This is a genomic window from Methylophilus sp., assembly GCF_035460085.1.
In the GTDB taxonomy this organism is placed as follows: Bacteria; Pseudomonadota; Gammaproteobacteria; order Burkholderiales; family Methylophilaceae; genus Methylophilus.
Genome location: NZ_DATHWZ010000089.1, coordinates 1 through 26,393 on the forward strand (window position 1 = coordinate 1; position 26,393 = coordinate 26,393).

Below are 26,393 nucleotides of genomic sequence, written 5' to 3' on the forward strand. Positions count from 1 at the left end.
GCCAGCACGCGTACGCGTTTGTCGTTCGAAGCCGGTATGCAGCAACTGGGCGGTTCAGCCATTTACCTGAATACACGTGATTCCCAATTGGGCCGTGGCGAGCCGGTGGAAGATGCAGCTCAAGTGATTTCGCGCATGAGCGATATTGTGATGATCCGTACCTTTGAGCAGAGCATTATTGAGCGTTTTGCCCAGAACTCCCGCGTACCAGTCATCAATGGCCTGACCAATGAATATCATCCTTGCCAGATACTGGCAGATATTTTTACATTCATTGAGCACCGTGGGCCTATCCAGGGTAAAACAGTGACCTGGATCGGTGACAGTAACAATGTCTGTAATACCTGGCTACAAGCGGCTGAAGTACTGGATTTCAACGTACATGTGTCAACGCCGCCGGGATACGAAGTCGAGTTTGAACGTGCCAACCTGTATGGTACTGACCACTTCGAGTCTTTCGCTGATCCTATGGAAGCTGCGCGTGATGCCGATCTGGTGACCACCGATGTCTGGACCAGTATGGGTTTTGAAGCTGAAAATGAAGAGCGCCGTAAAGACTTTGCTGACTGGCAAGTGGATACCGATATGATGCGCGTAGCAAAACCGGATGCTGTATTTATGCACTGCCTGCCAGCCCATCGTGGCGAAGAGGTTGCTGCAGAAGTGATTGATGGTTCTCAAAGCGTGGTGTGGGATGAAGCTGAAAACCGGTTGCACACGCAGAAGGCACTCATGGAGTACCTTCTGCTAGGAAAAGTTCTTTAAGCGTAAGCTTCAATGTGCAAGCAGTTTCGGCGCTGGCTAACCTTCGGGTTAAGCATAGCGGCCGTAGCCAAAACAGGCTGCATACTCAAAAAGCGTTGATGGAATATTTATTATTAGGAAAAGTGGCTTGATTAAACAAGCCTGATGATTTCAGTTTGGGATTTATTTAAATGAGCGATATTAAAAAAGCGGTGCTGGCCTACTCCGGCGGGTTGGATACTTCCGTGATCTTGAAGTGGTTGCAAGACACCTATCAATGTGAAGTGGTGACATTTACCGCTGACCTGGGTCAGGGTGAGGAGCTGGAACCAGCGCGCGAGAAAGCGCAAAAGTTTGGCGTCAAGGAAATCTATATTGATGACCTGCGTGAAGAGTTTGTGCGTGACTTCGTGTTTCCGATGTTCCGTGCCAATACTGTGTATGAAGGCGAATACCTGCTTGGCACGTCTATCGCACGTCCATTGATTGCCAAGCGCCTGATTGAAATCGCCAATGAAACCAAAGCAGATGCGATTTCGCATGGTGCGACCGGTAAAGGCAACGACCAGGTACGTTTCGAACTGGGTGCTTATGCGCTTAACCCGAACATCCAGATCATCGCCCCTTGGCGTGAATGGGATTTGCTGTCACGTGAAAAACTGCTGGCCTATGCCGAGAAGCACAGCATCCCGGTTGAAATGAAGCACAAGCAGGGAGGTAGCCCATACTCCATGGATGCCAACCTGCTGCACATTTCTTATGAAGGCCGCCATCTGGAAGACCCGGCTGCGGAAGCTGAAGAAGATATGTGGCGCTGGACAGTGTCCCCGGAAAAAGCGCCGGATGCTGCAGAGTACCTTGATATCGAATTCAAGAACGGCGACATCGTTGCTTTAAATGGCAAAACTTTAAAAGCACATGAAATCCTGGCCGAATTAAACCGCATTGGCGGCAAACACGGGATTGGCCGTCTGGACCTGGTTGAAAACCGCTATGTTGGTATGAAATCGCGTGGCTGCTACGAAACCCCTGGTGGTACCATCATCCTGAAAGCGCACCGTGCGATTGAAAGCATTACGCTCGACCGCGAAGTAGCGCATCTCAAAGATGACCTGATGCCACGCTACGCCAGCCTGATCTACAACGGCTACTGGTGGAGCCCTGAGCGCCTCGCGCTACAAACATTGATCGACCACACGCAAGCGACAGTCAATGGCTGGGTGCGCGTGAAGCTGTATAAAGGCAATGTGATTGTGGTAGGCCGTGACAGTAAAACGGATTCATTGTTCGACTCTACCATCGCGACTTTTGAAGATGACAAAGGCGCTTACGACCAGAAAGATGCCGGCGGCTTTATCAAGCTGAATGCTTTGCGTATGCGTATTGCAGGGAATTTGCAATTACGAAAAAAATAACCCAGCGCAAAAAATGACCGCTAACAAATAACCCTTATGTCCAGGCAACGTGTGATTGCTTATGATTCAACCCTGCGCGATGGAGCCCAAGCGCAGGGTGTTTCGTTTTCAGTCGAGGATAAACTCAAAATCGTGCAACGCCTGGACCAGTTAGGCATAGGCTACATAGAAGCCGGCAACCCAGGTTCCAACCCAAAAGATTTAGAGTTTTTCGCGCGTGTCGGCGAGCTAAATTTACAACACGCCAAGATCATTGCTTTCGGCAGCACACGCCGCATAGGCATTACAGCGGCCGAAGATAAAAACCTGCAGTCTTTGTTATCAGCCAATACCCAGGCGGTCGCTATTTTTGGCAAGAGTTGGAATTATCAGGTTACCGACATCCTGCGCACTACGCTGGAAGAAAACCTGGCGATGATAGGCGATACGATCGCCTTTCTGAAATCAAAAGGCAAACATGTCGTGTTTGATGCCGAGCATTTCTATGATGGCTACAAAGCCAATGCCGAATATGCCTTGAACACTTTGCAAGCCGCAGCGGATGCTGGTGCTGATGTGCTGGCTTTGTGCGATACCAATGGCGGTACCTTTCCCAATGAGATTTTCGAAATCACGCAGGCTGTCGTCACGCGTTATCCATCATTAGAAATCGGTATTCATTGCCATAATGATTGCGAAATGGCAGTGGCGAACTCCGTCGCTGCAGTGCAGGCAGGCGCGGTGCAGGTGCAAGGCACCATCAATGGTATAGGTGAGCGTTGCGGCAATGCGAACCTGGTGTCTATCATCCCTAACGTCCAATTAAAACTAGGCCTGGAATGCATTTCTTCTGCGCAACTGGCTGAACTGACTGCTGCTGCGCGATTTGTCAGCGAAGTGGCTAACGTCACTTTCAATGATAAAGCGCCCTATGTCGGCCACGATGCGTTTGCGCATAAAGGCGGCATGCACATTGATGCAGTCAATAAAAATCCCAAGTCCTACGAGCATATCAGCCCGAATGTGGTCGGCAATGAACGACAGATTCTGGTGTCTGAGGTAGCTGGGCGGGGGGCGATTCTGAATAAACTGCAACAGATAGATCCTACGTTGACCAAGGAGTCTGACGCCGCCATCCAGATTCTTGAACATCTGAAGGCACTGGAACATGAGGGCTACCAGTTCGAAAGTGCGGAAAGCTCATTTGATTTACTGATGCAAAAGCTGCTTGGCAAGTTTCAGCCTTTCTTCCGTTTGAAACAATATAGCGTCTACATTCATGAACCATCAGTGAATGGCATCAACTCTTCGGTCACGATCAGTCTCTACGTGAATAACCAGGAATCTGAAGTGACCGCCTATGGAGACGGCCCCGTGTATGCCCTGGACAAGGCGATGCGTAAAGCTTTAGAACCTTTTTATCCCATCATCAAAGACATCAAACTGGTTGATTACAAGGTCAGGGTGCTGGATTCAAACCAGGCGACGGCTGCCAAGGTGCGGGTCATGATTGAATCGACTGACCAGCAAACAAACTGGACCACCATAGGCGTATCGTCTGACATTATTGAAGCCTCCTGGCTGGCATTGAAAGATGCCATTGAATACAAGCTTTTAAAAGCGCAAAAATTATCGGGGTTATTGCAGCCCAGGCTGTAACAGCACCAGTTTCAGCTGTTCCTGTTCGACTAAGCGTAAAGTGACCTGCTGAAATCGAATCAAGCCAGATTGAGGGTGTTGAAACTCACGCTGTCCGCCTTGCCTTTCCAGCACATCGTGCTGCTTCCAGAATCGGTCAAATTCAGGGCTGCTGGTGCTCAATTCATCGACTAATAGTTTCACTTCAGGCTCTTCCAGGCGCGATCTGCAATCGGCCCTGAATTCAGCTACCAAACGACGGCTGCGCATTTCCCAATTGACGACAAATTGCTTTGCAGCAGGGTTTGAAAATACAAAGCGGAGCAGATTTGGGTGCTGGTTTTCAGGCCAGGCGATATCCAGCAATCCAGTAAACAGGTTGGTAGCAGACTCATTCCAGGCAAGAATATCCCAGGTGCGGCCCATGATGTAGGCGGGCACTTGTATCTGGCTCAAGATACTCACTAATGTTTCTGGCGCAGTATCCACTTCGCTTTGATGCGCCTGCGGATCACGCCGGTCAGCCATATCAAATAAATAGCTGCGCTCGGTTTTGCTGAGTTTTAAAGCCGTCGCTAGTCTATCCAGGGCTTCTGACGATACATTGATTTCGCGTGCCTGCTCTATCCAGGTATACCAGGTGGCACTGATGCCGGCTAATTGCGCGACTTCTTCACGGCGTAAGCCCCGGGTGCGGCGGCGGGAACCAGTGGGAAACCCGAATTCTTCGGGGCTACCACGTTGGCGCATCGCTTGCAGAAATTCAGCCAGTTCCTGTCGTCTCGTATCCATTTGATTTTATTATCCTATTAGTGTCAATACTAGTATAAATCATCTTCTTGTAAGGGTATTAAAATTTAGGTATTCTGCGCGTGTTTTATCAATTTAGTATGATTTGATACGTAGGTATTTGAAAGGAATGGTCATGGCAGGCAAAACGCTGTACGACAAATTATGGGATTCACATGTGGTACGTGAGGAATCAGACGGCACCTGTCTGATTTATATTGATCGCCATCTGGTGCATGAAGTGACGAGCCCGCAAGCCTTTGAAGGGCTGCGTATCGCTGGCCGTAAACCGTGGCGCAACTCCTCCATTGTGGCCAACCCTGACCACAACACGCCTACCAAAGACTGGGATAAAGGCATTGAAGACCCAATCTCGCGCCTGCAGGTGGAGACATTGGATAGCAACATCAAGGAATTTGGTGCCCTGGTGTATTTTCCTTTCAAAAACAAGGATCAAGGCATTATCCATGTGATCGGGCCTGAGAACGGTACGACCCTGCCTGGCATGACAGTGGTCTGTGGCGATAGCCATACTTCTACGCATGGCGCATTTGGTGCATTGGCACATGGTATCGGCACTTCCGAAGTCGAGCATGTGATGGCCACGCAAACACTGGTAGCTAAAAAGTCCAAACGCATGCTGGTGAAAGTGGATGGTCAACTCGGCAAAGGCGTTACGGCTAAAGACGTCGCGCTGGCGATCATCGGCAAGATAGGTACCGCCGGCGGCACTGGTTATGCCATTGAGTTTGGCGGTGAAGTCATTCGCAGCCTATCCATGGAAGGCCGCATGACGCTGTGTAATATGGCGATCGAAGCCGGTGCACGTGCCGGTATCGTCGCGCCGGATGAGAAAACCGCTGCTTATCTTGAGGGCCGTCTGCACGCGCCAAAAGGTGAAAACTGGGCCAAAGCTGTGGCCTACTGGAAAACCCTGCAGTCTGATGCAGATGCACAATATGATGCAATGGTTGAACTGAAAGGTGCTGAAATCGCGCCACAAGTGACGTGGGGTACTTCGCCTGAGCAAGTACTCCCGATCGGATCGACTGTACCGGATCCGCAACAGGAAAGCGATGCCACCAAACGCACCAGCATTGAAAATGCGTTGAAGTACATGGGCCTGGATGCCAATACACCGCTTGATAAAATTCAGCTGGATAAGATATTTATTGGTTCCTGTACCAACTCACGTATAGAAGATCTGCGTGCAGCAGCAGGCGTTGCCAAAGGCAAAAAAGTCGCCGGCAATATCAAACTGGCGATGGTTGTGCCTGGTTCCGGCCAGGTGAAACGCCAAGCCGAGGCTGAAGGTCTGGATAAAGTATTTATTGATGCAGGTTTTGAATGGCGCGAACCAGGCTGTTCCATGTGCCTGGCGATGAATGCTGACCGTCTGGAGCCAGGTGAGCGTTGTGCTTCAACCTCTAACCGTAATTTCGAAGGCCGTCAGGGCCCTGGTGGACGTACGCATCTGGTCAGCCCGGAAATGGCCGCCGCCGCTGCGATCGCCGGTCATTTCGTTGACGTGCGCAGCGTATAAAGGAGAACACCGTATGAAAGCATTTACCACTATTAATGGTCTGGTTTGTCCTCTGGATCGCGCTAACGTCGATACCGATGCGATTATTCCCAAGCAATTCCTGAAGTCGATTAAACGTTCAGGCTTTGGCCCGTACCTGTTCGATGAGTGGCGCTATACCAACTATGGTGAGCCAGGTATGGATTGCAGCACGCGTCCTTTGAATAAGGACTTTGTTCTTAACCAGCCTCGCTATCAAGGTGCGCAAGTGTTGCTGGCACGCGATAACTTCGGCTGTGGCTCTTCACGTGAGCACGCGCCATGGGCGATAGAGGATCAGGGCTTTCGCGTGCTGATTGCGCCTAGCTTTGCCGATATTTTCTTTAATAACTGCTACAAGAACGGTATTTTGCCGATCGTGGCATCTGCCGAACAAGTGGATATCCTGTTCAAGGAGTGCCAGGCAAATGAGGGTTACTCGCTGGACGTCGATCTGGTTTCACAAACGGTGACTACGCCTTCTGGTCATTCATTCAGCTTTGAAATTACCCCAACCCGCAAGCACAACCTGCTTAATGGCTTGGACGAGATCGGCCTGACCTTGCAGCATGCGGATGAGATCAAGGCGTTTGAAGAGAAACATAAGCTGTCACAACCTTGGTTGTTTGCATAAAACCTTACGCAACTGATTGGCGTATTTACAACCGTTTTATTTGAGTGCGAGAAATCTTCATATCCTTAATGAGGATTCTGATGGCTTCTCACATCATTAAAATTACTAATTAGGATAACCCCTATGGCATTAAATATTGCAGTTTTACCCGGTGACGGCATCGGTCCTGAAATCGTTGCACAAGCATTGCGCGTGCTGGAAGTATTGAAAAAAGATGGTCTGGACATGACCTTTACCGAAGCGCCGTTGGGCGGTCAGGCTTATGACCAGTACGGTCACCCGTATCCTGAATTTACACAAAAAATCTGTAGGGCCGCGGATGCTGTGTTGCTGGGAGCTGTTGGTGGTCCGCAATATGACACGCTGGATCGCCCATTGCGTCCTGAGCGTGGCCTGCTGGCTATCCGTAAAGATTTGGGATTGTTTGCCAATTTGCGTCCGGCCGTGTTATTTCCTGAGCTGGCCAATGCATCAACATTAAAACCGGAAGTAGTTGCCGGCCTGGATATCATGATCGTGCGTGAACTGACCGGTGATGTCTATTTCGGCCAGCCACGTGGCATTCGCACTAATGAAGAAGGCGTGCGTGAAGGTTTCAACACCATGATCTACAGCGAGCCTGAAGTACGCCGTATTGCACACGTGGCTTTTGACATCGCCATGAAACGTGGCAAAAAACTGTGTTCAGTGGATAAAGCCAATGTACTGGAAACTACTGAGTTCTGGAAAGAAATCGTGATTGATGTCGCGAAAGAGTATCCGGAAGTGGAATTGAGCCATATGTACGTGGATAATGCAGCCATGCAGTTGATCCGCAATCCTAAACAGTTTGATGTGATGGTGACGGGCAATATCTTCGGCGATATCTTGTCTGATGAAGCTTCCATGTTGACCGGTTCGATTGGCATGCTGGCGTCTGCTTCGCTGAATGAGAGCAAGCAGGGCTTGTACGAGCCATCACACGGTTCTGCGCCGGATATCGCTGGTAAAAACCTGGCGAACCCGATTGCGACTATTTTGTCTGCCGCCATGATGTTGCGGTACAGCTTTGATAACGAAGCTGCGGCGACCCGCATTGAAAACGCAGTGAAGAAAGTATTGGCAGCAGGCTACCGTACCGGTGACATCTATGAAGAGGGCACCAAGCGTGTTTCCTGTTCTGAAATGGGTGACCAGATCGTGGCTGCGATGTAAACAGGCTGCGCGCGCCTTGCATTGCATCGCGCTCGCTCTGATTTCAGGTGTGATATAGTCGCGCTTTTATTGGCGACACATTGAAATTAATCAGGAATTTAAAAATGGCACAATTTGATCATGTCAGCGTTAAAAAGAAAGCAAATGTTTATTTTGATGGCAAGTGTGTGAGTCACACCGTGCTGTTCCCTAATGGCACGCGATGTACCGTGGGTGTGATTTTCCCCAGCACATTGACCTTTAATACCGGCTCGCCAGAATTGATGGAGATCAATGACGGTGTATGTAACGTGCGCTTGAAAGATGAAGATAACTGGAACACTTATAAAGCGGGTGAGAAATTCACTGTGCCGGGTAATTCGTCTTTTGACATCGAGGTCACTGAAACAGTAGACTACGTCTGCCATTTCGAGTAAAGCCAACCGAACTTGCTTGCTTGAGCGGCGTTATGCAAGCTTGTCGTACTCATATGTACTGCCTGCGCTTGCATGCCCTGCTTAAGCTGCGCAATTTCTAGTTGGAGTAGGAGAGAAAGTAGATGCCAAGTTTTGATATTACTTCTGAAGTTGATATGGTCAACTTAAAAAACTCGATTGATGCTTCAATTAAACAGATCACTAATCGTTACGATTTCAAAGGTACATCGGCCAAAGTTGAGTTTAACGAAAAAGACAAAGTCATTACCTTGTTTGGTGACAATGATTTTCAACTGGATCAGATAAAGGATATTTTACTTCCAGCGATGGAAAAAAAAGAACCGGAGTCTTCGAAGCGTCTGGAACACAAGGATGTACAAAAAGTCTCAGGTAATAAGGTGAAACAGGATCTGCGCGTGCAAGATGGTATCGATAGCGACCTGGCCAAGAAAATCACCAAGCTGATCAAAGACAGTGGAATGAAGGTGCAAGCCACTATTCAGGGCGATACAGTGCGGGTCAATGGTGCCAAACGCGATTTATTGCAGGAAGCCATTGCGTATGTTAAAAAGAATGTCACGGATTTTCCGTTGAAGTTTGGTAATTTCAGAGATTAATTTTTTAAGGAGAAAACAAATGTCAAAGTTGATGATGATGGTATTGGTAGCGATTGTATTGGCAGGTTGCAACACAATGAACGGGGTAGGCAAGGATATGGAAAAGGCTGGTGAAGCCGTGCAGAAAAAATCCTCCGAATAATGTTTTGATGCCGGGTTGGCCGGCGGGAATAACGAGATAGCATGTTAAAAGTAGGGTTTGTAGGCTGGCGCGGTATGGTGGGTTCTGTGCTCATGCAACGCATGATGCAAGAGAACGATTTCGCAGATATCGAGCCACAGTTTTTTACCACATCACAAACGGGTGGTGAGGCGCCGAAGGTAGGCAAGGATTCGCCTGCTTTAAAAGATGCCAAGAGTATTGCTGAGCTGCGCAAGATGGATGCGATTGTGTCTTGCCAGGGCGGTGATTACACCAGCGAGATTTTTCCGCAGTTGCGCAGCAGTGGCTGGAATGGCCACTGGATTGATGCCGCCTCTACTTTGCGCATGGAAAAAGAGGCTGTGGTGATCCTCGACCCGGTCAATATGCATCTGATCAAGGACGCATTGACCAATGGCGGAAAAAACTGGATTGGTGGTAACTGTACGGTTTCCCTGATGCTGATGGCTTTGAACGGTTTATTTAAAGCTGACTTAGTGGAATGGGCCACTTCCATGACTTACCAGGCAGCTTCAGGTGCCGGTGCGCAAAACATGCGCGAGTTGATTTCCCAGATGGGCGTGATTCATGCGTCAGCGTCGAATCTGTTGGCCGATCCTGCTTCAGCGATTCTCGAGATTGATAAAACTGTCGCTGACACTATTCGTAGCGCTGATTTACCTATCTCTAATTTTGGCGTACCTTTGGCTGGTAGCCTGATCCCATGGATTGATAAAGACCTGGGTAACGGCCAAAGTAAGGAAGAGTGGAAGGGTGGCGTAGAGACCAATAAGATTCTGGGCCGTGAAGCCGACCCGATTGTGATTGATGGTCTATGCGTGCGTATTGGCGCAATGCGTTGCCATTCACAAGCCCTGACCCTGAAGTTGCGCAAAGATGTTCCCCTGGACGAAATCAACCAGATGCTCGCAGAAGCTAACCAGTGGGCCAGAGTGATTCCTAATGAGCGCGAATTAAGTATGCGTGAATTAACCCCTGCAGCCGTGACTGGTACTTTAACGACCCCGGTAGGCCGCTTGCGCAAGCTGGCGATGGGCGGCGAATACCTGTCAGCTTTTACCGTTGGCGACCAGTTGCTCTGGGGGGCTGCGGAACCACTGCGTCGAATGTTACGTATTCTGGTTGAAGCTTAAGTAATTGATTAAATTGCAGCCCGTAAAGCCATGATTTGTTAATGAAATCGTGGTCTTTTCGGGCTTTTGTTTTGCATGCATTCAGGTTTAATGGATGATAGAGTCCGAGCAAGGTAAGTTTGCGGCGCGCAGCGGGGCAATTGGTGTGCTTGCGTGGCTTACTGATTGATGCTATGTTGACAATCGCCATGAATGACAAGGGTTAAACGGTGCCTAAATTTAAATTAAAAAAATTAGCCTTTACATTAAGTTTGGGATTGAGCCTAAGCGCAGCAATGGTTGTGCATGCTGCAGGTCTGGGAACCATGACCTCCAGTTCAAAACTGGGGGAGCCGCTGAATGCGGAAATCGAATTGCTGGCGGTTGCGCCAGGTGAGTTAAACACTATCCAGGCCGCGTTGGCCGCTGATCAGGTATATCAGGATCAGATGCTGGAAAAACCTGCTTCTTACCCATATATCCAGATTGAGGTTGGCAACAATAGCAAAGGTCAGCCGATCCTGAAACTCACCAGTTCACAGCCCATCACTGAAGCCTTCCTGGATATGCTTATACAGGTAGACTGGCCAACCGGGCGACTGGTCAAAGAGTACACATTGTTGCTGGATCCGCCGGGGTTCAATTCAAACTATGTGTCGGAGTCGTCTGGGTTGCCTGTGACCGGCCAGTCTCAAGCTGTTGAAACGCCTGGCGCGGAAACGCCAGTTATCGATGATATTGAACAGCCAGTCGCCAACAAACCTGCTTCAAAAAGATCAGCACCTAATCGTTCGACGGCTCCCAAGCCGACGCCTAAGCCAGAGCCTTCCGCCGATAGTATTGAGACGCCTGAACCGCTTACCACTGATCGTGGTGACACCCTTTATGCGATAGCAAGGCAAATGAAACCGGATAATGTCAGTGTAGAACAAATGCTGGCAGCGCTTTATCGATCGAACCAGGATGCGTTTGATGGTAAAAACATGAATCGTTTAAAGGTCGGCAAGATTATCCGCATGCCGGATCAAGCCGCTTTAAACGCCATCAGTAACCAGCAAGCTAAGAACCTGGTGGCCGAACATAATACAAACTGGCAGGCCTATAAAAATGCCTTATCAAACGTAGTGGAAAAATCTGCCGCCAGTGAAACCGGCGGTAACACCCAGCAATCCGCTGGCAAAATTGGTAGCGTAAAGGACAAGCCTGTTCCACAGGCACCAACTGGCAAAGATGTACTGAAATTATCAGCTGGCGATGAAAAGTCTGGTACGCAGACCGATAAAGCCGCAGCCAAGGCTTCGGAAAATGCGGCTAAAGAAGACGCCACCGCAAAAGAAAACGCTATTAAAGAAGAGCAATCCCGTGCCGCAGCGCTTGAAAAACAAGTCGCCGACATGAAAAAACTGGTGGAGATGAAAAATAACGCCATGGCGCAGGCAGAGAAAAACGCTGCGCAAGCCACGGCTCCTGAATCCAAAACTCCGGAAACTTCGGACAAGGTTGCAGAAGCACCAGCAGCGGTGCCCGAGAACAAGCCTGTCCCTAGTCTTGAGGAGCAGGCAAAGCCACCGGCAGAGCTCGCACCAGCGTTGCCAGAAACACCGGTAGAGGATACTGGAGCTCAGCCTGAGCAACCTTCATTTATGCAAGTGTTGCTGCAACGCCTGAAGAATATCAGTCCTGTATTGCCATGGGCTTTGATTGCGTTGCCTATCCTGATTTGTATCTGGGCGCTCATCCGTATTCGTCGCAAAAAAGAAATTGATACGTTTGAAGATGCAATCCTGACTTCACCAGCTACTGAGATGCAGAATAACACCGTGTTTGGTGATACGCAGGCTGCATCTGGCGACACGTCTTTCTTGACCGACTTTTCCCAGAGCGGCGTAGGCGGCATGATTGACTCGCATGATGTTGACCCTATTGCTGAAGCTGAAGTCTACATGGCTTACGGACGCGATGCCCAGGCAGAAGAGATTCTCAAGGATGCGATTCAAAAAGACCCGGAACGCCAGGAACTCAAGTTGAAATTGCTTGAAATTTACCAAAGCACAGCTAACAAGGGTGCGTTTGAATCATTGGCCGGGGAGATTTATGCCAATGTCGGCCCTGGTGACCAGACGTGGTCTAAAGTAGTGGCGATGGGTCAAAAGCTGGATCCGGAAAATTCACTTTACCAAATGCCGGCGCTTGATAATACCAGCACCGAAACGGCGGTAGCTGAAGATAATGCAGATCAGGGCTACCACTTCAATTTTGAAGCGCCAGCACTTGAGTTTGATTCCTCTGGTACTTCGGAGAAAAGTGATACTGATAAAGCAGGTGTAGAGGTTTTACCTGAACGGTCAACTACCGAAAACGCATTGACTGCCGCCTCGCTTGCTACTGCCTCACTTGTTGACAGTGAGCGGGAAAAATTTGCAGAGTTGCAAACAGACTTTGCTACTACAGATGCCGAACCGGTAAGTGCTTTGCCTGAATTGTCACAAATACCGTCCGAACAGCAAGTGATTGAGCCAGTTCAGCAAAAAGATATCCTGGCTAACGAAGAAAGAAACCAGTCAAAAGAAGAAGAGAAGCCATCACTGGAAACTGAACCCGATTTTGCAAAAGATTCATTCGATCAGACCCCAGAGTCAGATGTCGTGATTGATGCAGAGCTTACGCCGAGAGCGCTCGACTTGCCATCCCTGAATCTTGATGATGAGTCAACAAGCTCAGCCAACACTGATCCGGCCACGACACAGGCGACAGGTGAGCAGACCCTTTCAACCGATGACGCTGTGTTTGAGTCTTTGCCAGAACTTTCGCTTGAGCTTGGCGGGCCAAATGACATGACAAACAGCCAGACTGTTGAAGAGGGTGATGCACTTGATATCGAAGATATCAGATTGGACAATTCTGATGAAGAAGTACTCAGTCGTGTGCCTGCCGATACCCTCGGTACAGAGGCCGCTTTCCCGGAAATCTCACTGGATGTGGCAGAAAAACCTGAGGAAAGCCTGGCTGAGTTCGATGGCGAGCCGGAAGAGGTTAATACCAAGCTGGATTTGATCCAGGCTTATATTGACATGGAAGATATGATAGGTGCCAAAGAGTTGATTGAGGAAGTGCTTACCGAAGGCGGTGAACGCCAGCGGCTACGTGCGAGTGAGTTGCTTGCGAAAGTTGCATAAAACAAGGCCGGTTTTCCGGCCTTGTTCTTTGGTGGATGACTAGGCTTTAATTAAACGGATGTATAGCAATCGTTTAACAAAAAATGTAGATTTAACGGATGTCGTTATTAGGCGTTATGCCTGACAGCCCTTATACTATGCGCCATGAAAATTGCGATTGGCATTGAATATCATGGTGCTTATTTTCAGGGATGGCAAAGCCAGCCTAATGGCCGTGGTGTACAGGATGCGATTGAGCATGCCATTGCAATCGTGGGTGGTGAACCCGTAAGGCTGCATGCAGCTGGCCGGACCGATGCCGGTGTGCATGCATTGATGCAGGTTGCCCATTTTGAAACCACGGTACAACGACCCCAAAGTGCCTGGGTGCGGGGTACTAACGCAAACTTGCCATCATGGGTACGTGTCTTGTGGGCGCGTGAAGTTGCTGACGATTTTCATGCCAGATTTAGCGCGAAGGCGCGCAGTTACCAATATGTGCTTTATAACCATGCGGTGGCTCCAGCGAGCCAATACGGCCGGGTAGGCTGGTACCATAGACCGTTGAATATCGTACCAATGCAACTTGCTGCCGAATTGTTGCTGGGCGAACATGATTTCAGCGCTTTTCGAGCCAGCGAGTGCCAGGCAAGTTCTCCCATACGCACCATGTACCGTGCCGAACTAATCCAGCAAGGCAAAAATATAGTTTTCAGTTTTCAGGCGAATGCTTTCCTGCAACATCAGATACGTAATGTGGTGGGTGCATTAATCTATGTGGGCCAAGGTAAACTGACTGTCGCAGCTTTTGCTGAACTGCTTCAACTTAAAAATAGAACGCTTTCACCACCTACGTTTATGCCGGATGGCTTGTACTTTACGGGCGTGACTTATGATGCGCATTGGCAGTTGCCGCCCTGTGAAACAAAGTGGGATTAAATAAGGTCATCAGTAACATGCGAACCAGAGTCAAAATTTGCGGTATCACCCGTCAGGAAGATGCATGGGCGGCAATTGATGCAGGTGCCGATGCACTTGGCTTTGTGTTTTATGCCCCAAGCCCGCGTGCAGTGACTGCAACGCAGGTGCAGGCTATCGTTAAAACTTTGCCGCCTTACATCAGCAAGGTTGGTTTGTTTGTAAATGCATCAGCCGACGAGGTCAACCGTGTGATCGATGCCACTTTCCTGGATTGTCTGCAGTTTCATGGGGATGAGGTGGCAGACTATTGCGAGAAATTTAATCTGCCATATTACAAAGCAATCCGCGTCAAACCGGATGTAAGTTTGGTACAATGCGAGCTTGATTTTGTGTCGGCTTCCGCCTTGTTGCTGGATACTTTTTCAGAAAAAGCTGTCGGAGGGACAGGCCAGACATTTGACTGGGCATTGATTCCGGCTGGAATGAAAAAACCATTGATTCTGGCAGGTGGATTGTACCCGGATAATATCACTCAGGCATTACAGCAAGTCCAGCCTTATGCTGTGGATGTAAGCGGTGGGGTTGAGGCGCAAAAAGGGATTAAATCCCCAGAAAAGATAGCCGCATTTATGCAGCAGGTAACTCAATATGATGCAAGTCGCAATGCAGGTTGATGTTGGCGTGCGGGGCGGTTTGAATAACGGAATGATATACGGAGTAACGCATGCAAGTGTATGACATGCCAGATAAGCATGGCCATTTTGGCCCATTTGGAGGAGTTTTTGTCGCGGAAACTTTGGTGGAAGCCCTTGAAGAGCTGCGGGTGATGTATGAAAAATATCGTCACGACCCGGAGTTTTTAGCCGAGTTTGCTTACGATCTCAAACATTTCGTCGGTCGCCCGAGCCCGATTTACCACGCGAAACGGCTTTCCGATAAAATTGGTGGCGCACAGATCTACCTTAAGCGCGAAGATTTAAACCATACCGGCGCGCACAAAATCAATAATACCATTGGTCAGGCGTTGCTAGCCAAACGCATGGGCAAACCGCGTGTAATCGCTGAAACCGGTGCAGGACAGCATGGCGTGGCAACTGCAACCATCGCTGCACGTTTAGGCCTTGAGTGTGTCGTGTATATGGGCGCAGAAGATGTGAAACGCCAGGCGCCGAATGTGTTTCGTATGAAGCTGCTGGGTGCGACTGTCATCCCGGTAGAAAGCGGCTCTAAAACACTGAAAGACGCATTGAATGAAGCCATGCGTGATTGGGTGACCAATATCTCCAATACTTTTTACATCATTGGCACGGTTGCAGGCCCGCATCCTTACCCAATGATGGTGCGCGATTTTCAGGCGGTGATTGGTATTGAAGCCAAACAACAAATGCAGGAAATGATAGGTCGCCAACCTGATGCAGTGGTTGCCTGTGTTGGTGGAGGCTCCAATGCGATGGGTATTTTTTATCCTTATATCGACCAGCACAATGTACGCCTGATTGGCGTGGAAGCCGCCGGGCATGGCCTTGAAACTGGCCAGCACGCCGCACCTTTAACCGCTAACAGCCCGATAGGTGTGTTGCATGGTAACCGAACCTACCTGATGCAGGATGAAGACGGCAATATTGTTGAAACACACTCCATCTCCGCTGGCCTGGATTATCCAGGAGTCGGTCCGGAGCATGCGTGGTTAAAAGATATCAAGCGCGCCGAGTATGTCGCGATCACGGATGACGAAGCCATGAATGGCTTTCACCAACTCTGTCGTACAGAGGGTATCATTCCTGCGATGGAATCGAGTCATGCATTGGCTTATGCGGAAAAGCTGGCTAGAACGATGTCACCTGACCAAGCGGTCCTGGTGAATCTTTCAGGACGCGGTGACAAAGACATTAATACCGTAGCTAAGCTTTCTAACATCACGCTGTGATGTCGTCAGTTAGCTAGTCCAGACTATATAAATAGCCCGATACATTGAGAAAAAGAATTCTTTGCTATGTCACGCATTCAATCCGTTTTTGCTGAATTAAAAGCGCAAGGTAAAAAAGCGCTGATTCCTTACTTTACCGCTGGGGACCCCCATCCAGACCAAACAGTACCCTTATTGCATGCTCTAGTCGCTTCCGGAGCAGATGTGATTGAACTGGGTGTGCCTTTTTCTGACCCGATGGCGGATGGCCCGGTGATCCAACGTGCAAGTGAACGTGCTTTGATGCATAAGATGGGCTTGCGCAAAGTGCTGGCAATGGTAAAAAAATTCCGCGACACTAATCAGACAACACCAATTGTGTTGATGGGCTATGCTAACCCGATAGAGGCAATGGGCACGGAACAGTTCGTGGCCTTGGCCAAAGACGCCGGCGTCGATGGCGTATTGACTGTCGATTACCCCCCTGAGGAATGTGAAAGCTTCAATAAGCAACTGGCAACAGCGGGTATTGACAGTATTTTTCTGCTGTCTCCGACGACAGAGCCATCTCGCACAGAACTGATTGTAAAACAGGCTACAGGTTTCCTGTATTACGTGTCGCTTAAAGGCGTCACCGGTGCCGGCAACCTTGACATTGTTGAAGTAAAAAGACGTGTGACTGAAATCCGCAACAGTACAGACCTTCCGGTAGGTGTTGGCTTTGGCGTGAAAGACGCAGAGACCGCGCGCGAAGTGGCGGCGATTGCAGATGCGGTGGTAGTGGGTAGCCGTATGGTGCTGGCAATCGAGCAGTCAGATGAAAATAATCTGATTCAAAATGTTCAGGCCTTGATGAAAGAATTACGTACTGCGATTGACTCCGTTTAGGGTCATCTCATTATTTGAGCAGGAGATGCTATGAGCTGGTTAGACAAAATTCCTCAAAAAATCAAACGTGCGGTGAGCGGTGAGCGCCGGAATATGCCTGAAGGGCTTTGGCATAAATGTGATGCCTGCCAGACCGTGCTGTACCGTACTGATCTGGACGCCAATCTCGAAGTGTGTCCGCAATGTGCGCATCATCACAGGTTAGGTGCACGCGCGCGTTTGAATGTCTTTCTTGATGCTGAGAACCGGGTTGAAATCGGTGCTGATGTCACTCCAGTTGATGCCCTTAAATTCAAGGATAGCAAGACGTATGTAGAACGTATGCGCACAGCGCAGCGCGAGGTAAAAGAAAAAGATGCGTTGATTGTGATGCGCGGTACCGTCGAACGTGTACCAGTGGTGGTGGCTGCATTTGAGTTTAAATTTATGGGTGGTTCCATGGGTTCTGTCGTCGGCGAACGCTTTGTACGCGGCGTTCAGGCGGCTATTGAAAACAAATGTGCCTTTATCTGCGTCTCTGCCAGTGGCGGCGCGCGTATGCAGGAGGGCTTGCTGTCATTAATGCAGATGGCTAAAACCAGTGCGGCACTGACTAAACTTTCTGAAGCAGGTTTGCCCTATATATCAGTTTTAACTGATCCGACCATGGGGGGTGTATCTGCCAGCTTTGCCATGTTGGGGGATGTGATTGTGGCTGAGCCAAATGCACTGATCGGGTTTGCTGGTCCACGTGTCATTGAGCAAACAGTGCGGGAGACTTTACCTGAAGGCTTCCAGCGCGCAGAGTTCCTGTTAACCCATGGCGCGATTGACATGATTATTGACCGCCGGGAAATGCGTGCGAAATTAAGCCAGTTGCTGGCTGGTTTTATGAATATTGCTAAAGTGGCCTGATGTCGTCTCATTTGCCCGGGCTTCCTGTCACAGTCGAGGCTTGGCTTAGCTACATAGAGTCACTACATCCCAAATCCATTGAAATGGGATTGTCTCGGGTACAAGCCGTAGCTTCGAGACTGCAGCTGGAATTCCCCTTTACCGTGATCACCGTAGGTGGTACCAACGGAAAAGGGTCGACATGTGCGATGCTGGAGGGCATTTATGCCACAGCTGGCTATCGTGTCGGGTGTTATACCTCGCCGCATCTGGTGCAATATCAAGAGCGCGTCCGGTTAAGTGGCGCACTGATCGCTGATGATGTTTTATGCGCAGCATTCAAAGCGGTAGAAATAGCGCGCGAAGATATCGCCTTGACTTATTTTGAAATGGGCACCCTGGCTGCATTGTGGGCGTTTGAACAACAGCCTCTGGATATTGTAATTCTCGAAGTAGGGCTTGGTGGCAGGCTGGATGCCGTTAATATCGTTGATGCCGATTGCGCTATCGTGACCAATGTCGACCTGGATCATATGGAGTTTTTGGGGGATACCCGTGAATTGATCGGTCATGAAAAGGCAGGCATTTATCGTAAGGAACAGATTGCGATTTGTGGCGATGCGCATCCTCCGCTATCCCTCCTCAGTTATGCCGGGTCTCTGGGCGTGCCATTAAAACGCTATGGTGTGGATTACCGCATGGACATGGCGGATGCGGAATACAGTGACGCGGAAGGTTCCTTGGCGATTGATCCATTACAATTGTTTGGAGATTACCAGTGGCAAAATGCCGCCAATGTGATTTATGCGGTACGCGCACTGCAACCGCAATTACCTGTGACTGACGATGATTTGAGGCAAGGGTTGACTTCCACAGAAGTCGTTGGAAGGTTTCAATACTGGCAGCGTTCCCCTGACGTGATTCTGGATGTAGCACATAACCCGCATGCTGCGCGTGCCTTGCGTAGTAATCTGCAGCAATTGAGTGAAAAAGGTTGTAAGGTATTTGCGGTATTTTCGATGTTGTCAGATAAGGATATCGCTGGCGTGGTCGATATCCTGCATGATGTCATTGATGAATGGGAAGTCGCACCGATCCAGCATCCACGTGCTGCCAGCGTTGATTACCTGCGCCAGTGCCTAAGCCACAAGGTTTCTGAGCAGCGATTGCATACACATCCTGACCTGCCAGCAGCATTAAGAAGCTGTTATAAAAAAGCGGTAAAAAATGATAAAATTATTGTGTTCGGCTCATTCTTCACCGTGGCTGCCATCCTGGAAATAACACCTGAGCAATGGATTTCATCAATAGCTACTCGCTAGCTTGATATGAAATGATCTGAGTGAGAATTTAAGACAACATGGCAAGAGATAGTTTGACAGACAAAGAACTGATCCTGAAGAAAACAGCCCGCAGGCGGCTGGTGGGTGCAATCACCCTGGTTATTTTAATGTTGATTGTATTGCCTTTTGTACTGAAAGACAGGGTCGTCGAACCCGCACATGACGAAGTTGAAATTACCGTCGTCAACCAACAAGCCAACCGCGAACCAATACTTGAATTGCCGGATGAGGATGTTGAGCTTGAGGTAGAGGCTGCACCTGCTGCAAATGCCTCAGCTAACACAACTCCAACCGCGGAAACACCCGCAGCACATATCGAAGAAGTGCCTGTTGCACCTATAGCGCAAAACAAAGCGACTAAAGCAGAGGTTGCGCCTGAACCGTCAACCGGTAAAGCTGTTCCAGTAGTTGAACCCAAAGTTGAACCCAAAGTTGAACCCAAAGTTGCGGCGGCGAAACCTAAAGAAGAGTCTAATGCTTCCGATAAAGTACCAGGTAAATTCTATGTGCAGTTTGGTGTATTTTCTGACCCGAGTAACCTGGAAAACTTGCAAGGCAAATTGAAACAGGCCGGGTTTGAAGCGGCGACTGATAAAGTCGATGCCGCTGGTAATAAGTTGCGGTTGCGGTCGCGCACGTATGCGACACGTAATGAAGCGGCAGCAGCGCTGAAAAAACTTGAAGCTGCCGGTTTTAGCGGAATTGTGGCGAAATCCTGAATCAGGCAATGACCATATTTGATTATTTTGTACTAGGTATTATTGGCTTTTCCATCCTGGTTGGTTTAATGCGAGGTGCCATCCGTGAACTGTTCTCGGTGATTGGCTGGGTACTGGCATTTTATCTGGCCAACAAATTTAACAGCGAGGTCATCAGCTATATCCCGGAGCAAGTGCCTGGTGAAGCGGTGAAAGCGATTGCTGCATTCTTGCTAGTATTTTTATCAGTGCTGTTTTTATGTACCTTGCTAGCTTTATTACTGACCACACTGATCAAAGCAGTGGGTTTGGGTGGCCTCAATCGCGTGCTGGGCGGCCTTGCCGGTGCAGTTAAAGGCGTATTAATCGTCTGCATACTGGCGATGCTGGCTGCGATGACCGATATACCCAAAGATGCACGCTGGACCAACGCCATGTTGAGTGCTCCCGTTGAAGTGCTGGTCTTGAATTTGCTGCCATGGATACCATCTAGTATTGCTGAACATGTGCATTTGGAACATCAGCAGGCAGATGAGTCTCTCATTTAATTTGTAATCTAGTCTTGGATAGGATGTCGCTATGTGTGGAATTATCGGTATTGTAGGTAAAAACCCGGTGAACCAGTTGTTGTATGACGGGTTGCTGGTGCTACAGCATCGCGGTCAAGACGCTGCAGGGATCGTGACTTGCGATGGTAACACCTTCCATATGCATAAAAATAACGGGCTGGTAAAAGATGTATTTCATACCCGCCACATGCGCAATTTAGCTGGTAACGTCGGTATTGCGCATGTCCGCTATCCAACTGCTGGATCCTCCAGTGCAGCTGAAGCACAGCCGTTTTATGTCAACTCACCTTTCGGCATTGTGCTTGGACACAATGGCAACCTGACCAATTCTGAGCAACTGAAGTCTGAAATGTTCAGGCAAGACCTGCGTCATATCAATACCAGCTCCGACTCGGAAGTGTTATTGAATGTATTGGCGCACGAGATCGAAGGCACTTCCAAAAATGCCTTGTTGAACAGCGACATGGTATTTGATGCGGTTTCTGGTGTACACAGGCGCTGTAAAGGCGCTTATGCCGTAGTCGCCATGATTGCGAATTTCGGTTTGCTTGCTTTCCGTGACCCACATGGTATCCGCCCGTTAGTGATAGGCAAGCAGGAAACCAGCAAAGGCACTGAATATATCGTGGCTTCTGAAAGTGTTGCGCTGGATGTGCTGGGCTTTACCCTGTTACGTGATGTTGAGCCAGGCGAGGCAGTATTTATCGATATGGATGGCAATTTGTTCAGCCGTCAATGTGCGCAAAATCCTAAACTGACTTCCTGTATTTTTGAATATGTTTACCTAGCGCGCCCAGACTCAGTGATTGATGGTGTTTCTGTTTACCAGACCCGCCTGGATATGGGTACTTTGCTAGGCGAAAAAATCAAGCGCGAATGGGCCGACAAGCAGATTGATGTCGTGATTCCTATCCCTGATACCAGCCGCCCGAGTGCCTTGCAATTAGGGATTTCACTGGGCCTGGATTACCGTGAAGGGTTTATCAAAAACCGTTATATCGGCCGTACGTTTATTATGCCAGGCCAGGCATTACGTAAAAAATCAGTCCGCCAGAAACTGAACCCGATCGGCATTGAGTTCAAAGGTAAAAACGTCCTGCTGGTTGATGATTCTATTGTGCGTGGCACAACGTCACAGCAGATCGTGCAAATGGCGCGCGATGCCGGCGCTAACAAAGTGTATTTCGCTTCTGCCGCACCACCGGTACGTTACCCTAACGTGTACGGCATTGATATGCCTAGCCGTGACGAGTTGTTAGCGACTGACCGTACCGATGAAGAAATTTGTGCTGAAATTGGTGCCGATGCATTGATTTACCAAGACCTGGATGCCTTGAGAGAAAGCATTACCAAGTCTAACCCGCACCTGACAGAGTTCGATTGTAGCTGTTTTGATGGCAAGTACGTGACCGGTGATATCGATGCGGCTTACCTGAATCGTATTGAGGCGGCGCGTAGCGATTTCAACAAAAAACAACCGCCTCCGAATTCAACCACGCAGCTGGATTTGAATTTGTTATCAACAGATCTGGTAGGGGTGGATTAACTCTTGACAGGCTCCATTAGAAGGCGTCTAATGAAATTGCGCTGATTTGAGTGGCGAACTTTAAACGAAGCCGAACTCAGCTTGCGAGCGCATTATAAATCCTGCTAAAGCGAGAGCCCAAAAACCCGTTTTAGCGCAATGCTGAAGCGGGTTTTTTATTGTCTGCATGCATTGTCAAAGTTAAATGTGTCGTTAAAGATTAAAGATAGTTGGAAGATTAAAACAAAATGAGTGATCAATACCATTTGGAAACGCTGGCAGTACGTGCTGGCACGTTGACAACCGAGTTTGGTGAAAATTCTGAAGCTCTGTTCCTGAACTCCAGTTTCCGCTTTAAAAATGCAGCCCAGGCAGCGGCAAGATTTGGCGGCACTGAACCTGGCAACATTTACTCACGCTTTACTAACCCGACCGTGACTATGTTTCAAGATAAATTAGCCGCTTTGGAGGGCGCCGAGCAATGCGTGGCGACCGCCAGCGGGATGGCGGCAATTCTGGCCTGTATCATGGGAATTTGTAGTGCCGGCGACCACGTCGTAGCATCTCGCAGTGTGTTCGGCACTACGGTGCAATTATTCTCCAATATTCTCAAGCGTTGGGGCTTAGAAGTGACATTGGTGTCACTGACCGATGTGGATGCATGGAAAGCAGCGGTTAAACCGAATACCAAATTGTTTTTTGCCGAAACGCCGTCTAATCCGCTGACCGAAGTAGGTGATATCGCAAAGCTGGCTGAAGTCGCACATGCCGGAGGTGCTTACCTGGCAATTGATAATTGTTTCTGCACGCCGGCTTTGCAGCAGCCATTGAAACTGGGTGCCGATATTGTGATTCACTCTGCGACTAAATATATCGACGGCCAAGGCAGGGTATTAGGTGGTGCTGTGCTAGGCAATAAGACATTGATGGAGCCGGTCTATGGATTCTTGCGTACAGCAGGCGTCACCATGAGTGCATTCAATGCCTGGGTGTTTGTCAAAGGCATGGAAACATTGCAGATCCGTATGGAAGCACACGCGCAGCGTGCACTGGCAATTGCGCAGTGGCTGGAGCAACAGCCGAGGGTAGCGCGCGTGTATTACCCTGGTTTACCATCGCATCCACAATATGCGTTGGCACAACAGCAGCAAAGACTGGGTGGCGGCATCGTTACTTTTGAGGTTAAACCACGCTCGGGACAAAGCGCTCAAGAATCGGCCTGGGAGTTAATTGATGCCACCAAGCTAATTTCAATTACGGCCAATCTGGGAGATGCGAAATCGACCATCACTCACCCGGCAACCACTACGCATAGCCGTGTGACAGCGGAGGCCAGGGCAGAGGCTGGCATCAAAGATAACCTGGTGCGTATTGCAGTAGGGCTGGAGCATGTGGAAGATTTAAAAGCTGACTTGCAGTTGTTATCACAGTTACTCTAGACTTTATAACTAACGGTTTATCGTATCAGCCACTGGTGATGCGATAAACCGTTTTTGTTATGCGCAGTTTTTAATCATCGATACCCTGACAGATAAAACTCATCTATTTCATTTCTGCTTTTAAATCTAATTTTCACTTCTACAAGCCTGATCCACGCCATTTTAGCCCCGTTTTTAACAGCCAGAGTCTGCTAAATATGCTAAAATCGCGAGATAATTTTTAACTATAAAATGGGTCAAGAATGAGTCAGTCTCCCGATCAGTTTGCTAAAGAAACTCTGCCTATCAGCCTCGAAGACGAGATGCGCCGTAGTTACCTTGATTACGCCATGAGCGTAATTGTTGGTCGTGCTTTACCAGATGTGCGTGATGGTCTCAAACCAGTACACAGACGTGTATTGTTCGCCATGCACGAGCTGTCTAATGACTATAACAAACCATACAAAAAGTCCGCCCGTATTGTCGGTGATGTGATCGGTAAGTACCACCCGCACGGTGATACAGCAGTGTATGACACCATTGTGCGTATGGCGCAGCATTTCTCATTGCGCTACATGCTGGTTGATGGCCAGGGTAACTTTGGTTCTGTGGATGGTGATAACGCAGCGGCCATGCGGTATACGGAAATCCGTATGTCCAAGATTGCGCACGAACTACTGGCAGATATCGAGAAAGAAACTGTCGATTTCGGCCCTAACTATGACGGCAGCGAACAAGAGCCGTTGATCATGCCAACCCGTATTCCTAACCTGCTGATCAACGGCAGCTCGGGGATTGCGGTGGGCATGGCGACGAACATTCCGCCACATAACCTGAATGAAGTGCTCAACGGCTGTTTCGCATTACTGAAAAACCCGGAAATCACCATTGATGAACTGATTGAGTATATTCCTGCGCCGGATTTCCCAACCGCAGGTATTATTTACGGCACAGTCGGTGTCAAAGAGGGTTATCGTACCGGCCGTGGCCGTGTGGTGATGCGGGGCCGTACCCACTTTGAAGACCTGGATAAAGGCGGGCGCCAGTCCATCATTATTGATGAGCTGCCATATCAGGTGAATAAGAAAACCCTGATTGAAAAAATCGCCGAGCTGGTCAACGAGAAGAAAATTGAAGGTATTTCTGACTTGCGCGATGAGTCGGATAAGTCCGGTATGCGCGTGGTCATCGAGCTTAAGCGTGGCGAAGTGCCAGAAGTTATTCTGAATAATCTTTACAAGCAAACCCAGTTACAAGATACCTTCGGTATGAACATGGTGGCCTTGATGGATGGCCAGCCACGTTTGCTTAACCTCAAGCAAATGTTGGAAGCTTTCCTGCGTCACCGTCGCGAAGTTGTCACGCGGCGTACGGTATTTGAACTGCGTAAAGCGCGCGACCGCGGTCATGTGCTCGAAGGTCTGGCGGTCGCTCTGGCTAATGTGGACGAGATGATTGCTATCATCAAAGCTGCACCAACGCCACCTGAAGCGAAAAAAGAATTGATGGCACGTGACTGGCATTCTACTGTAGTTGAAGACATGCTCAAGCGCGCCGCCATGGAAGCATCACGTCCGGAAGGCCTGTCGGTTGACTTTGGTCTGACGCCACAGGGCTATCGTTTGTCAGATGTGCAGGCGCAGGAAATCCTGCAGATGCGCTTGCAACGCCTGACTGGCCTGGAACAAGACAAGATCGTTACGGAATACAAAGAAGTGATGGATATCATTGCCGATTTGCTGGATATTCTGGCGAAACCTGAGCGCGTCACTGCCATTATTGTGGAAGAGCTGAACGAGATTCAGCGACAGTTCGGCGACAAACGCAGATCCGAGATAGAGCATAATACGCAGGACTTGTCGCTGGAAGACCTGATCACACCACAAGATGTGGTGGTGACCCTGTCGCATACTGGCTATGTCAAATCACAGCCGCTGGATGAATACCGTGCCCAACGTCGTGGTGGCCGTGGCAAGCAGGCAGCAGCAACCAAGGAAGATGACTTTATCGACAAGATGTTCGTGGCAAACACGCACGATTACATCTTGTGCTTCAGTAGCCGCGGCCGTGTGTACTGGCTGAAAGTGTACGAAGTGCCGCAAGGCAGCCGCATCAGCCGTGGCAAGCCGATTGTGAACCTGTTCCCACTGGAAGAGGGCGAAAAAATCAACGCCATCCTGCCAGTGAAAGAATTCGACGAAAACCACTTCGTGTTTATGGCGACATCCATGGGTACGGTGAAGAAAACAGCGCTTACTGAATTCTCCAACCCGCGTAAATCCGGCATTATCGCGATCAACCTCGATGACAATGATTACCTGATTGGTGCTGAAGTCACCAATGGTAAGAATGATATTGTGCTGGTTTCCAACGGCGGTAAAGCGGTTTGGTTTACTGAAGATGATGTTCGCCCCATGGGCCGTGCAACGCGTGGTGTGCGCGGTATGAAACTGGCTGCCAAACAGCAAGTGCTTTCATTACTAATTGCAGAAAATGATCAGCAATCAGTATTGGTTGCCACCGAAAATGGGTATGGTAAACGTACTGTGTTGTCTGAATTCCGTCACTCCGGTCGCGGTACGCAAGGTGTGAAGGCGATTGCAATCAGCGAACGTAACGGCCTGGCGGTTGCAGCGAGATTAGTGACAGCAGATGACGAAATCATGCTGATTACTACCGGTGGTGTATTGATCCGTACCCGCGTGAAAGAAATTCGTGATATGGGTCGCGCTGCACAAGGCGTGACACTGATTAACCTCGGTGAAGGCGAGAAGTTGTCCGGTCTTGAAAAGATCGTTGAAACTGATGAAGACGAGAACGATAGCGAAGAATAGT

23 protein-coding genes are annotated in these 26,393 nt (G+C 49.2%); 22 read left to right on the forward strand and 1 reads right to left on the reverse strand.

The features are described 5' to 3' along the window. The 3 genes from argF to cimA form a co-directional block, all read left to right on the forward strand. The coding region (gene argF, locus VK958_RS12120) for an ornithine carbamoyltransferase (protein WP_325241685.1) at positions 1-765 on the forward strand (765 nt) is incomplete at its 5' end. Positions 766-935: 170 nt separating this feature from the next. Then, a complete protein-coding gene (locus VK958_RS12125) occupies positions 936-2,159 on the forward strand; it encodes an argininosuccinate synthase (protein ID WP_325241687.1) in 1,224 nt (407 codons plus the stop codon). A gap of 36 nt (positions 2,160-2,195) precedes the next feature. Then, the gene (gene cimA, locus VK958_RS12130) at positions 2,196-3,797 is read left to right on the forward strand and encodes a citramalate synthase (RefSeq protein WP_325241689.1); all 1,602 of its coding nucleotides are present in this window, start codon (positions 2,196-2,198) and stop codon (positions 3,795-3,797) included. Here the strand turns inward: cimA and VK958_RS12135 are convergent. After that, the gene (locus tag VK958_RS12135; RefSeq protein ID WP_325241691.1) at positions 3,777-4,568 is read right to left on the reverse strand and encodes a helix-turn-helix transcriptional regulator; all 792 of its coding nucleotides are present in this window, start codon (positions 4,566-4,568) and stop codon (positions 3,777-3,779) included. The two genes, cimA and VK958_RS12135, sit on opposite strands and share 21 nt — an antisense overlap. A gap of 133 nt (positions 4,569-4,701) precedes the next feature. On the opposite strand from VK958_RS12135, the gene leuC reads away from it, so the two are divergent. The 19 genes from leuC (at position 4,702) to gyrA (ending at position 26,392) form a co-directional block, all read left to right on the forward strand. Then, positions 4,702-6,108, forward strand: a complete 1,407-nt coding sequence (gene leuC / locus VK958_RS12140) for a 3-isopropylmalate dehydratase large subunit (protein WP_325241693.1) — start codon at positions 4,702-4,704, stop codon at positions 6,106-6,108. 13 nt (positions 6,109-6,121) lie between these two features. Next, complete coding sequence (gene leuD, locus VK958_RS12145; protein ID WP_325241695.1) at positions 6,122-6,760, forward strand: 3-isopropylmalate dehydratase small subunit; 639 nt, start codon at positions 6,122-6,124, stop codon at positions 6,758-6,760. A 123-nt stretch (positions 6,761-6,883) separates the two neighbouring features. Continuing rightward, positions 6,884-7,954: a 3-isopropylmalate dehydrogenase gene (gene leuB / locus VK958_RS12150; RefSeq protein WP_325241697.1), complete on the forward strand. Its 1,071-nt coding sequence runs from the start codon at positions 6,884-6,886 to the stop codon at positions 7,952-7,954. Positions 7,955-8,058: 104 nt separating this feature from the next. Continuing rightward, complete coding sequence (gene ppnP / locus VK958_RS12155; RefSeq protein ID WP_325241699.1) at positions 8,059-8,370, forward strand: pyrimidine/purine nucleoside phosphorylase; 312 nt, start codon at positions 8,059-8,061, stop codon at positions 8,368-8,370. Between the two features lie 122 nt (positions 8,371-8,492). Next, positions 8,493-8,987 (forward strand): YajQ family cyclic di-GMP-binding protein, encoded by a 495-nt coding sequence (locus tag VK958_RS12160; RefSeq protein WP_325241701.1) that lies wholly within the window; start codon positions 8,493-8,495, stop codon positions 8,985-8,987. A gap of 19 nt (positions 8,988-9,006) precedes the next feature. Beyond that, a complete protein-coding gene (locus VK958_RS12165; RefSeq protein WP_325241703.1) occupies positions 9,007-9,129 on the forward strand; it encodes an entericidin A/B family lipoprotein in 123 nt (40 codons plus the stop codon). Between the two features lie 41 nt (positions 9,130-9,170). Next, positions 9,171-10,283: an aspartate-semialdehyde dehydrogenase gene (gene asd / locus VK958_RS12170; RefSeq protein ID WP_325241705.1), complete on the forward strand. Its 1,113-nt coding sequence runs from the start codon at positions 9,171-9,173 to the stop codon at positions 10,281-10,283. 275 nt (positions 10,284-10,558) lie between these two features. Then, entirely contained in the window at positions 10,559-13,438 is a 2,880-nt protein-coding gene (locus VK958_RS12175) for a FimV/HubP family polar landmark protein (protein ID WP_325241707.1), read from the forward strand. A gap of 144 nt (positions 13,439-13,582) precedes the next feature. Further along, a complete protein-coding gene (truA, locus tag VK958_RS12180) occupies positions 13,583-14,356 on the forward strand; it encodes a tRNA pseudouridine(38-40) synthase TruA (RefSeq protein ID WP_325241709.1) in 774 nt (257 codons plus the stop codon). Positions 14,357-14,373: 17 nt separating this feature from the next. Next, a complete protein-coding gene (locus tag VK958_RS12185) occupies positions 14,374-15,012 on the forward strand; it encodes a phosphoribosylanthranilate isomerase (protein ID WP_325241711.1) in 639 nt (212 codons plus the stop codon). 50 nt (positions 15,013-15,062) lie between these two features. Further along, entirely contained in the window at positions 15,063-16,265 is a 1,203-nt protein-coding gene (gene trpB, locus VK958_RS12190) for a tryptophan synthase subunit beta (protein ID WP_325241713.1), read from the forward strand. Positions 16,266-16,331: 66 nt separating this feature from the next. Continuing rightward, entirely contained in the window at positions 16,332-17,132 is an 801-nt protein-coding gene (trpA, locus tag VK958_RS12195; RefSeq protein ID WP_325241715.1) for a tryptophan synthase subunit alpha, read from the forward strand. A gap of 30 nt (positions 17,133-17,162) precedes the next feature. Then, positions 17,163-18,026 (forward strand): acetyl-CoA carboxylase, carboxyltransferase subunit beta, encoded by an 864-nt coding sequence (accD, locus tag VK958_RS12200; protein ID WP_325241717.1) that lies wholly within the window; start codon positions 17,163-17,165, stop codon positions 18,024-18,026. Next, positions 18,026-19,327 carry a bifunctional tetrahydrofolate synthase/dihydrofolate synthase gene (gene folC / locus VK958_RS12205; RefSeq protein WP_325241719.1) on the forward strand — a complete coding sequence of 434 codons (1,302 nt, stop codon included), beginning with the start codon at positions 18,026-18,028 and terminating at the stop codon, positions 19,325-19,327. The genes accD and folC overlap by 1 nt, the downstream gene beginning before the upstream one ends. A gap of 53 nt (positions 19,328-19,380) precedes the next feature. Continuing rightward, positions 19,381-20,067, forward strand: coding sequence for an SPOR domain-containing protein (locus VK958_RS12210; RefSeq protein WP_325241721.1), 687 nt, complete (start codon positions 19,381-19,383; stop codon positions 20,065-20,067). Between the two features lie 8 nt (positions 20,068-20,075). After that, positions 20,076-20,594, forward strand: a complete 519-nt coding sequence (locus VK958_RS12215; RefSeq protein ID WP_325241723.1) for a CvpA family protein — start codon at positions 20,076-20,078, stop codon at positions 20,592-20,594. A gap of 31 nt (positions 20,595-20,625) precedes the next feature. Further along, positions 20,626-22,161, forward strand: coding sequence for an amidophosphoribosyltransferase (gene purF, locus VK958_RS12220; RefSeq protein WP_325241725.1), 1,536 nt, complete (start codon positions 20,626-20,628; stop codon positions 22,159-22,161). A gap of 227 nt (positions 22,162-22,388) precedes the next feature. Further along, a complete protein-coding gene (locus tag VK958_RS12225; RefSeq protein WP_325241727.1) occupies positions 22,389-23,579 on the forward strand; it encodes an O-succinylhomoserine sulfhydrylase in 1,191 nt (396 codons plus the stop codon). Positions 23,580-23,821: 242 nt separating this feature from the next. Beyond that, complete coding sequence (gyrA, locus tag VK958_RS12230; protein ID WP_325241729.1) at positions 23,822-26,392, forward strand: DNA gyrase subunit A; 2,571 nt, start codon at positions 23,822-23,824, stop codon at positions 26,390-26,392. Position 26,393: the final 1 nt, after the last annotated feature.